The organism is Bacteroidota bacterium, assembly GCA_023957335.1.
Taxonomy (GTDB): domain Bacteria; phylum Bacteroidota; class Bacteroidia; order NS11-12g; family UBA955; genus JALOAG01.
Window position 1 is genome coordinate 768,519 of the sequence record JAMLHC010000001.1, and the last position, 7,533, is coordinate 776,051.

Below are 7,533 nucleotides of genomic sequence, written 5' to 3' on the forward strand. Positions count from 1 at the left end.
AGATACAACAAAATTGAATAACCAAATAAAAAAAATAAGAATATGAGCAAGATGAGCCTTGAATACGTGATAAACCTGCTGGACGGAACGTTTGGCAAGAATATGACAAACGCCCAAAAGCAAACAAGCAAGATGGACGGCATGGTTAAGAAGCTGGGGGCGACTATGGCGGGGGTATTTGCCGCACAAAAGGTGTGGGGGCTGGTGGAGGAGAGTACACAGGTTCATGCCAAAATGGAGGCGTTGGACGTGCGGCTCAAAACCGTGAGCGGCACCACAGAGCGATATGCACAGTACAACGCTGCTTTGGGCAAGAGCATAAAAGACCTCGCACTGCCCATAATGGAAACCAAAGATGCCTTTGGTGCTTTTGCCGCTTCCACACAAGGAAGTCGGCTCGAAGGTCAGAAAACCATTGATATCTTCAGAGGTTTCGCAACCGCAGGTCGCTCGCTTAAACTTTCACAGGCTCAAATGTCATCTGCTTTTATTGCAATACAGCAAATGATGACCAAAGGAAAGGTGCAGTCGCAGGAAATGGTGTTGCAGTTAGGCGGAGCATTGCCGGGGGCACTCTCCAGAGCCGCAGAAGCTATGGGTGTGACAAAAGCTCGATTTTCGGAGATGATGGAAAGAGGACAGATACAGGCAGAAGAGTTTTTGCCTCAATTTGCCCAATATTTGGAAAATCTATATGGTCCCGGTGTGAAGAATGCTATCGGTTCGTTGCAAGCTAAAATGATAGTGCTCGAAAATCAAACAGTTACCACCATGGACGAAATTGGCAAAAGCACATCAGGAGTTTACCTGTCGTGGATGCAAATAAAGCTGAAAGTGCTAAACCTGATAAAATATGCACTCAATATTTACAATAAATATAAGGGGATAATTGATACGGTTGCTGTTGCAATAGCCACAATGGTTGCGCTAATGGGAACTTATTATGTAGTGATGAAAGCGGGTGCTGCAATTACTGCAGTGATGAACGGAGTACAAGCCATCTACCGTGCTTATACACTTGCTTCTGCGGTTGCCACCGGAGGTTTCCAAGCTGCATGGATTGCGCTCAACACTGCCTTCGCCATATCGCCAATAGGTTTTATTATTACCCTTGTGGCAGGGTTGGTAGCAGGGTTGATATATGCGTACAACACGAGCGATAAATTTCGCGCAGCTTTGGATGGGTTGGGCGAAACTGCTAAGTCTGTGTTCAGCGCAATTTGGGACTATTTAAAATTAATAATGGCACCGCTCACATTTGTGGTCCGGTTTATTTCGGCTGACGGCAACTGGAAAGAAAGAGGCAAAGCCGCATTGGACGGGCTTATATCGGACAATGTAAGTATGCTCAACAACCTTGACGATGCAATATCCGGCAAGGCATACAGGCGTGGCAGAGATGCTTCTAAGCAGAAATCTGAAGATAAAAATGCATTAAACACAGTAGGGGGCGACAACGAGATAGCAGGCGCACCAACCACCCCTACATCGGGGGGAGGAGCAAGCGAGAGCGTGAGCAGCGGCAGGAGTGTTCGTAATGTAAGTGTGAGAATAGATAAGCAGATTTTTGATTTGAAAGTTTACACGGCAACGGCTAAGGAGAGCATGACAGATGTGAAGCGCATGGTGCAGGATGCGCTGAACAGGGCGGTGATGGATTTTGAGGGAGCCTTGTAATTATGAATGATAAATTATGAGTTATGAATTATGGCACAAAACGATAATGCATATAAGTTGGCTTTGAAGCTGAAAAAGTTTAAGGCGGAACTGCCTAAGGCTGCTAAGGCTGTGGGGATAGTGGCGCGGGATTTTTTCAGGCTGAATTTTAACAAAGGCGGTTTTGACGATAGCGGGGTAAAGAAGTGGAAGCCCCGCAAGTTTGAGTTTCCGGGCAAGGGCAGAGCTACGCTGACAGGCAGGGGCAACCTGCGAGACAATATACAATATACCTATATGGGCAGCAAGGCAATCGTATTTAATAATCAGCCATACGCCCAAATTCACAACGAGGGCGGGACTATAGGCGTAACTCCACGCATGAGGGCGTATTTTTGGGCAAAATATTACGAAGCTCGGGGCAATGTAAAAATCAACAAAAAAGGCGAAGCCCGCAAAACAAAGACAAATGAAAAGCTGAATGCGGAGGCTGAAATATGGAAAAATCTTGCATTGAAAAAAGGCAGCACTATAACCATTGACAAGCGGCAATTTATGGGCGACAGCAAAAATTTAAACAAAAAAGTAGATGCTGCTGTGCGGAAGTGGATGAAAGATGTTGAGAGAAAGTAATTATGAATTATGAGTACGAAAAAAGATATATTTATAGCAATCAGGGACAGGATTAAGGAGGAGTTGCCGGATGTGTGGGTGGATAAGAACATGGGGCAGATTGCCACCATTGACAGGTTTGACAGCTTTCCGCTGCCTGCTGTGTTGGTGGAATTTGGGCGGAGCGAGTACAAGACTGTGAGCAAGGGGGTACAGGGGGTTAATACCGTGCTGCGCTTTCACTTACTGTTTGAGAACTGGGCGGCAAGCCATGCAGAGAGCGAAGATGCAAACCTTGCCCTGCGCTACTTTGATTTTACCGAAGCGGTGCATGAGACATTGGAGGGATTTGGAGGCGAAAACTTTGCAAGTCTTACCCGTGTGGCGGATGAGGAGGATAACAACCACGAGAGCGTGGTTATTACTGTGATGGAGTATGCTACTACCTACATGGATACGAGCGCGGACGGGAGCAGAAGAAAAGTGGAGGTTGAGCCTGATTTGGAAGTGGCATACAAAAAACCGTTGAGCCGTCCTAACAGCAATTTTACAAGTTTGTTTGTGGTGGGAAAAGATTGACCCTTCGACAGGCTCAGGGTGACATCTTGGGGAGAGGCTTGTACGTCCCCTGCTGTTTTACTATTAAATAGACAGTATTAGGCTCAAGGAAGAACTGGCGGGCTACCTGTGCAAGACGATAGTCCAGTGTAAACTTCTTGCTGTCGAGGGCGTTAAAAGCCTCCCGTATTGCCTCATTGCGCTTGGTGGTAGTTTTTCTTCCCATTGCAAGGACAAAGGTAGGGCGAGGCAAGAGTACTGAACAAAAGAAATTATCAACAGGTCTATTTTAGTTCATATATGATGTAGTTGTACAGCCTTCTGTAATCGCAAAGCTGTTTATCGTACTCGCATAGGTCTGTTTCTGTTGAATAAAATTTGCGGTAAAAGGTTTCTCCGTATGTATATACACGCTTATATATATCTTCCCAAAAGGCGATAGTTTGTGCATCTGCCGTGTCAAGGCAGTCTTCTGTACCACATTTTTTTGTCAAACGCAACATATATACCCATTGTTTGAGTAGCTCTGTTTTGTATCGGCAGTATCCCTCCGATGTGGTGTCGAAACGCTCTTCATACCTGTCTATCCATTGCCAAATCGTGTCCCAGTAAGGTAGTCTTCGCTTATCCGAGCCTCTAAACAGCATTTCTTGTCGAGAAAAATAATCTTTGGCTACCCTAAGCGTGAGCTGTGAGTCCAAAGGCTCTTGCTGCTCAATGAGCGCAACGTATTTAAGCAGCTTGTCGCCCGATGCTGTGGCGGCTCTCTCTTTGTAGTAAGAGAGTTTTGCGCTGTCGCTCTGCGCCTGTGCGCTAAATCCTGAAAGCAGAAATACAAGGGAGGTGATGAGTAGGGTTTTGTTCATGGCGACAAAGATAAAAATGTTTTAAAAACAAAAGCCCCTTTTTGGAGGGGCTTAGGAGTTTTTGCCAAATTTGGCAAAAATGTTATAAGGGGTTTAGTTAATTTTTATGTCGTTAGCCAACGCCAGCTTTGTATGTACTGAAAGCACAAGCGCATCTTCAGGGAGGGGCAAGCTACGGGTGCAGTAGAGCAGGGATAGGCGTTGCTGTGGGTTCAGCAGATAAGTGCTTTGCGCCCGCTCCAAGATGTTTTTTTGTTTGACTTTGAGGAGTAGCTCGGCAATTATCACATGTATTAAAACCTCTTTAAAGCTGTTTTCAAGACAGTTTAAATAGTGTTCCAGCAGCAGTTCAAAGGCTGGCTGCTGGACGGTGCGGAGTGTGAGGCGGAGGGGTGGGATTTTCATAGAAAATTTGGTTTTAATGCCTTCAACATGTTGTCTAAAACTTCCATGATGATGTAGTAATCAGCGACAGGAAGCTGCTTTGCCACAGCCTCTGAATACGGCTCTCCGTCCACTTCTAACTGCCTTTCTAAAAACACTTCGAAAAAATCTCTTTTTTCAATCCGAGTGCAGAGTTCTATTTTCATCATATCCCAAACGCTCGGGGTATAGAATTTTGCCTCCTGCCCTAATGTAAGTTTTGCTTTGATGTATATTTCTCTTTTCATTTTTTTTTACTTTATTATTTCAACAAACTTGCGTATATTTCTGTGTTAGTGGCAATTATCTTGCCCATTCCCTTTTACACGTATTGCAAAACTCCCATCTACCTTCTTCATCATCAATTTTATGTCTATCACACCTTGCATCGGGTAATGGGCAAGAAAACTGTTCGCTTCGCCCACTAACAATAGGTATATTCAATGCCTGTGTCTGTTGTTCTACAATAGTTTGTTTTTTAAATAATCTTTTTATCCAATTCATAATTTTTATTTCTAAAGTCGGCACTAAATATACCTGCGAACCGTTATAAGAAATAAAAAACACTACCATTTGCGTTTCTTATTAGCTTTTCGTTCCTGTTCACGCTTCCTATTATTAAAATTTTCTGTGTCATATCCGTGTTTTTTTACATTTTTATAACCGTGGTTTGGCGCAATGCTCGTTCCTCGCAATGCAAGCCAAGCACCTCAACGTTATCTTTTAAATTGGTTTAGGTGTTTGGTTAATATCTGCTCAAATTGATTGATGAGCTTGGGCAGGTCTTTGTATTGGATATCGTTGAGTTGTGTTATGGGGTAGTCAGTTACCGGACGAGAGACGATGAAGCTGTTGAGTCTGTCCATGTCGATTTTGCCGTTGGGCTTTGTCCAGCCGAGTTGATAGGCAATAGCTATGATTTTCTTGCGCATTTTGTCGCTTTGGCTACGCTCAGCGACCGAGCGGGTTGGAGCTTCTCCGGCTTGTTTGGCGAGAAAGCTAATCATTTCTTTGGCTTCGGCAAAGGTCATGTCATTAGTGCGGTCGCTCCTGCCTCCGGTATAGTCTGCAATGAGCGCACGCTTGTCGTCCTCCTCCAGATTGAGGTTGCGCAGCAGCGCGTGGAACTTGATTATTTGTTGGGTGGTGATTGTCATCTTACTGTTTGTTTGTTACTTTTTGTTAGTTGAGTCCTACTCCCTCCCCTCGGGGGGAGGGTTGGGGTGGGGTCAATACTCATCTTCCCACCTCCTGTGCTTTAAGTATCTCTCCGGATAGATTTTGGCGGTTCCTGTGCGGTTGAGGTAGTTGTCGTACTTGCGAATGGCTTTGAGGGCGTTGTACTTGTCGGCATCGGGCAGCTTGTCCCATAGCTTTTGGGTGGCAGGTTTTGAGCCTACTTTGTAGTTGTAGGCTTTCCAGAAGCTGTCGAAGTCAAGGCTTTGCACCTCCTCAATGCGGAGTACCTTGTGCCATCGCTGAGCTACTTTTTCCAGTTCTGAGGCGTGTAGCCTCGTAACTGAATAGAAAGCCTTTAGCGTGGCGATGTCCACGTCAGGGTATTCTGACCTGATAAGCTGTCCGTCCTCTCTGTATTCAAAGAGAGCGGTGTAGCCTGTTTTGATTTCGGTGATGGTGATTTTCATGATAATTGATGATTATTCATTGTCAATTGTCCATTCTTGCTTCCATCTGGTCATAAGCTATTATCAAATCCTCTATTGCTACACGAAGTTCGAGAGGCAGGGAAAAACTATTGATGGTGGTTAGGCTTTTGCGCTTGGTGGCATGCACGTAGTCAATAAAGCTGTCTTGTTTGCGCGCGCTGCGTTTGCCCTCAACGTAGTAGTCTTTGAGGGCTTGTGGGCTGCAAAATTCGGGCATGCCCAAGGCTCTGCACAGCAGCACCTCTGCCATTGCTCCTCTGCTTTGACTGTAATCCGGCAACAGGTAGATGCCATCGCAAGCCACCAGGTGGCTAATGCAGATGCGCATGGCGGTTTTCCAGTTCTCATCCGGATTGCCAACTTCCTTGATTGGGTTGACAGCCTTAAAACCTGCGTTTTCAATTTCTCTTTCGGCAGCTTCAAATTTAGCTGCACACAAGCCTGGGTCTTCGCCTGTGACTTTTCCTGCTATGTAGATAACCTTTTTCATGAGTTTTTAGTTTTTAGTGTTGAGTTTTTGGTTATTTAAAATTGGAGTTTTCCAATACTTAGAGAATTCCCAGAATTAAGACAATCTAGTACCTCTTTTTTCACCCTTTCAAATTCTTCCTTCCGCTCGCCAATTATTTCATTAATAGACATCTCTAAGACTACCATAAACACCTCATCATCCACTTTACTTTGAGTGGCAGCAAATGAAATTCCATTAGGCTCTTTGCCTTTGTAATATCTAGCTATTTTATATATCATTTTCATATTCACAATTACTTCAGATACTCGAAAAATTAAGGTCTATCAATTCGTACTTGCCCTCTTCGTTACGTGCAAACACACGGAAGTATCTCTTTGAATCGGGTCTGCGGATGGCTTTGTCCAGCAAGTCCATTGCTTCTTTGTATAACGGACTGCGAGTGCGGTCGCGATACTTGCGAAGAGTTAGCACTTTTTTAACGTCTAAACTGCCGGATGTTTTCTCAAATGCACTTAATATAAGTGTGCGCATAAAATCATCTACACCTGTGGTGTTAGAGGTTATAAAATCGTCTAACTTCTCTTTGCATGCCTGAATGGTCAAGTCGTCAAACTCTATTCGCTCGCTGATTGACACTTCAATTTTAAGCGTGCGATTGAAGTTGAACAGTGTAAAATTGCCCTTGCGATTTTTGCCGGATGTTTGTGTGTCTTCTAAGCTGGCTTCATATACCTGGTCGCACAGTGCAATAACCTCTTCTTTAAACTTTTTCAACCCTTCGTTGATTTTGACGGCTTCCTTGTGTAACTTCACGGCTACTCTCTCTGACAACTTTTCAAGGTCTGTCAATCTGTTGGTCGGAATTTTGTTTCCGGTTTCGTCCTCCCAAAATGGGTCAGACTGTTTTTGATGGTAATTCATTTTAATTTATTTGTTGATATTCTCTATGAATTTTGATTTGAATTGTGCGTATGCATTGCGATACTGGGAATTTACCTTTATCTGGTCTTGGTGTGCGCGCAAACCGCTGATTACGCTCGCATGATTACGGTTGAAGTCTATGCCTATGCGAAGGATTGAAAGCGCTGTAAATTCGCGCAGAATAGTCCAGCAGAAAAAGCGAATGTCTGCAATCTCACGTACTTTAGAATGAGGTGTGATTTTGCGCAACGACATATTATACATATCTTTCAAAGTTTGATTAAGAGCGCAATACACAGTCTCTGTCATTGTATTGTTACCCTCTATTGTCAATTGTATGGTGATGTCCATACCTGTC

14 protein-coding genes are annotated in these 7,533 nt (G+C 44.2%); 3 read left to right on the forward strand and 11 right to left on the reverse strand.

Going from position 1 to position 7,533, the window contains the following annotated elements; translation table 11 throughout:
- The first annotated feature begins 42 nt into the window (after positions 1-42).
- From M9892_03310 to M9892_03320, 3 genes are read left to right on the forward strand one after another with little or no spacing between them, the layout of a single operon-like run.
- On the forward strand, positions 43-1,677 hold the full coding sequence (locus M9892_03310; protein ID MCO5253376.1) for a tape measure protein: 1,635 nt from the start codon (positions 43-45) through the stop codon (positions 1,675-1,677).
- A gap of 30 nt (positions 1,678-1,707) precedes the next feature.
- The gene (locus M9892_03315; GenBank protein ID MCO5253377.1) at positions 1,708-2,289 is read left to right on the forward strand and encodes a phage virion morphogenesis protein; all 582 of its coding nucleotides are present in this window, start codon (positions 1,708-1,710) and stop codon (positions 2,287-2,289) included.
- 9 nt (positions 2,290-2,298) lie between these two features.
- Complete coding sequence (locus tag M9892_03320; GenBank protein MCO5253378.1) at positions 2,299-2,847, forward strand: hypothetical protein; 549 nt, start codon at positions 2,299-2,301, stop codon at positions 2,845-2,847.
- A 13-nt stretch (positions 2,848-2,860) separates the two neighbouring features.
- On the opposite strand, the gene M9892_03325 is transcribed toward M9892_03320, so the two are convergent.
- From M9892_03325 to M9892_03375, 11 genes are all read right to left on the reverse strand, one after another.
- Positions 2,861-3,079, reverse strand: a complete 219-nt coding sequence (locus tag M9892_03325; GenBank protein ID MCO5253379.1) for a hypothetical protein — start codon at positions 3,077-3,079, stop codon at positions 2,861-2,863.
- Between the two features lie 31 nt (positions 3,080-3,110).
- Entirely contained in the window at positions 3,111-3,692 is a 582-nt protein-coding gene (locus tag M9892_03330) for a hypothetical protein (protein MCO5253380.1), read from the reverse strand.
- A gap of 93 nt (positions 3,693-3,785) precedes the next feature.
- The gene (locus M9892_03335; GenBank protein ID MCO5253381.1) at positions 3,786-4,097 is read right to left on the reverse strand and encodes a hypothetical protein; all 312 of its coding nucleotides are present in this window, start codon (positions 4,095-4,097) and stop codon (positions 3,786-3,788) included.
- Complete coding sequence (locus M9892_03340) at positions 4,094-4,363, reverse strand: hypothetical protein (GenBank protein ID MCO5253382.1); 270 nt, start codon at positions 4,361-4,363, stop codon at positions 4,094-4,096. The genes M9892_03335 and M9892_03340 overlap by 4 nt, the downstream gene beginning before the upstream one ends.
- Positions 4,364-4,418: 55 nt before the next feature.
- Positions 4,419-4,688 carry a hypothetical protein gene (locus tag M9892_03345; GenBank protein MCO5253383.1) on the reverse strand — a complete coding sequence of 90 codons (270 nt, stop codon included), beginning with the start codon at positions 4,686-4,688 and terminating at the stop codon, positions 4,419-4,421.
- A gap of 143 nt (positions 4,689-4,831) precedes the next feature.
- Positions 4,832-5,272 (reverse strand): hypothetical protein, encoded by a 441-nt coding sequence (locus M9892_03350; GenBank protein MCO5253384.1) that lies wholly within the window; start codon positions 5,270-5,272, stop codon positions 4,832-4,834.
- Positions 5,273-5,344: 72 nt separating this feature from the next.
- Positions 5,345-5,761, reverse strand: a complete 417-nt coding sequence (locus tag M9892_03355; protein MCO5253385.1) for a hypothetical protein — start codon at positions 5,759-5,761, stop codon at positions 5,345-5,347.
- Between the two features lie 22 nt (positions 5,762-5,783).
- The gene (locus M9892_03360; protein MCO5253386.1) at positions 5,784-6,272 is read right to left on the reverse strand and encodes a DUF4406 domain-containing protein; all 489 of its coding nucleotides are present in this window, start codon (positions 6,270-6,272) and stop codon (positions 5,784-5,786) included.
- 35 nt (positions 6,273-6,307) lie between these two features.
- Positions 6,308-6,538, reverse strand: a complete 231-nt coding sequence (locus M9892_03365) for a hypothetical protein (protein ID MCO5253387.1) — start codon at positions 6,536-6,538, stop codon at positions 6,308-6,310.
- Positions 6,539-6,551: 13 nt separating this feature from the next.
- Positions 6,552-7,175 (reverse strand): DUF3164 family protein, encoded by a 624-nt coding sequence (locus M9892_03370; GenBank protein ID MCO5253388.1) that lies wholly within the window; start codon positions 7,173-7,175, stop codon positions 6,552-6,554.
- A gap of 6 nt (positions 7,176-7,181) precedes the next feature.
- A partial coding sequence (locus M9892_03375; protein MCO5253389.1) for a hypothetical protein occupies positions 7,182-7,533 on the reverse strand: 352 nt, incomplete at its 5' end.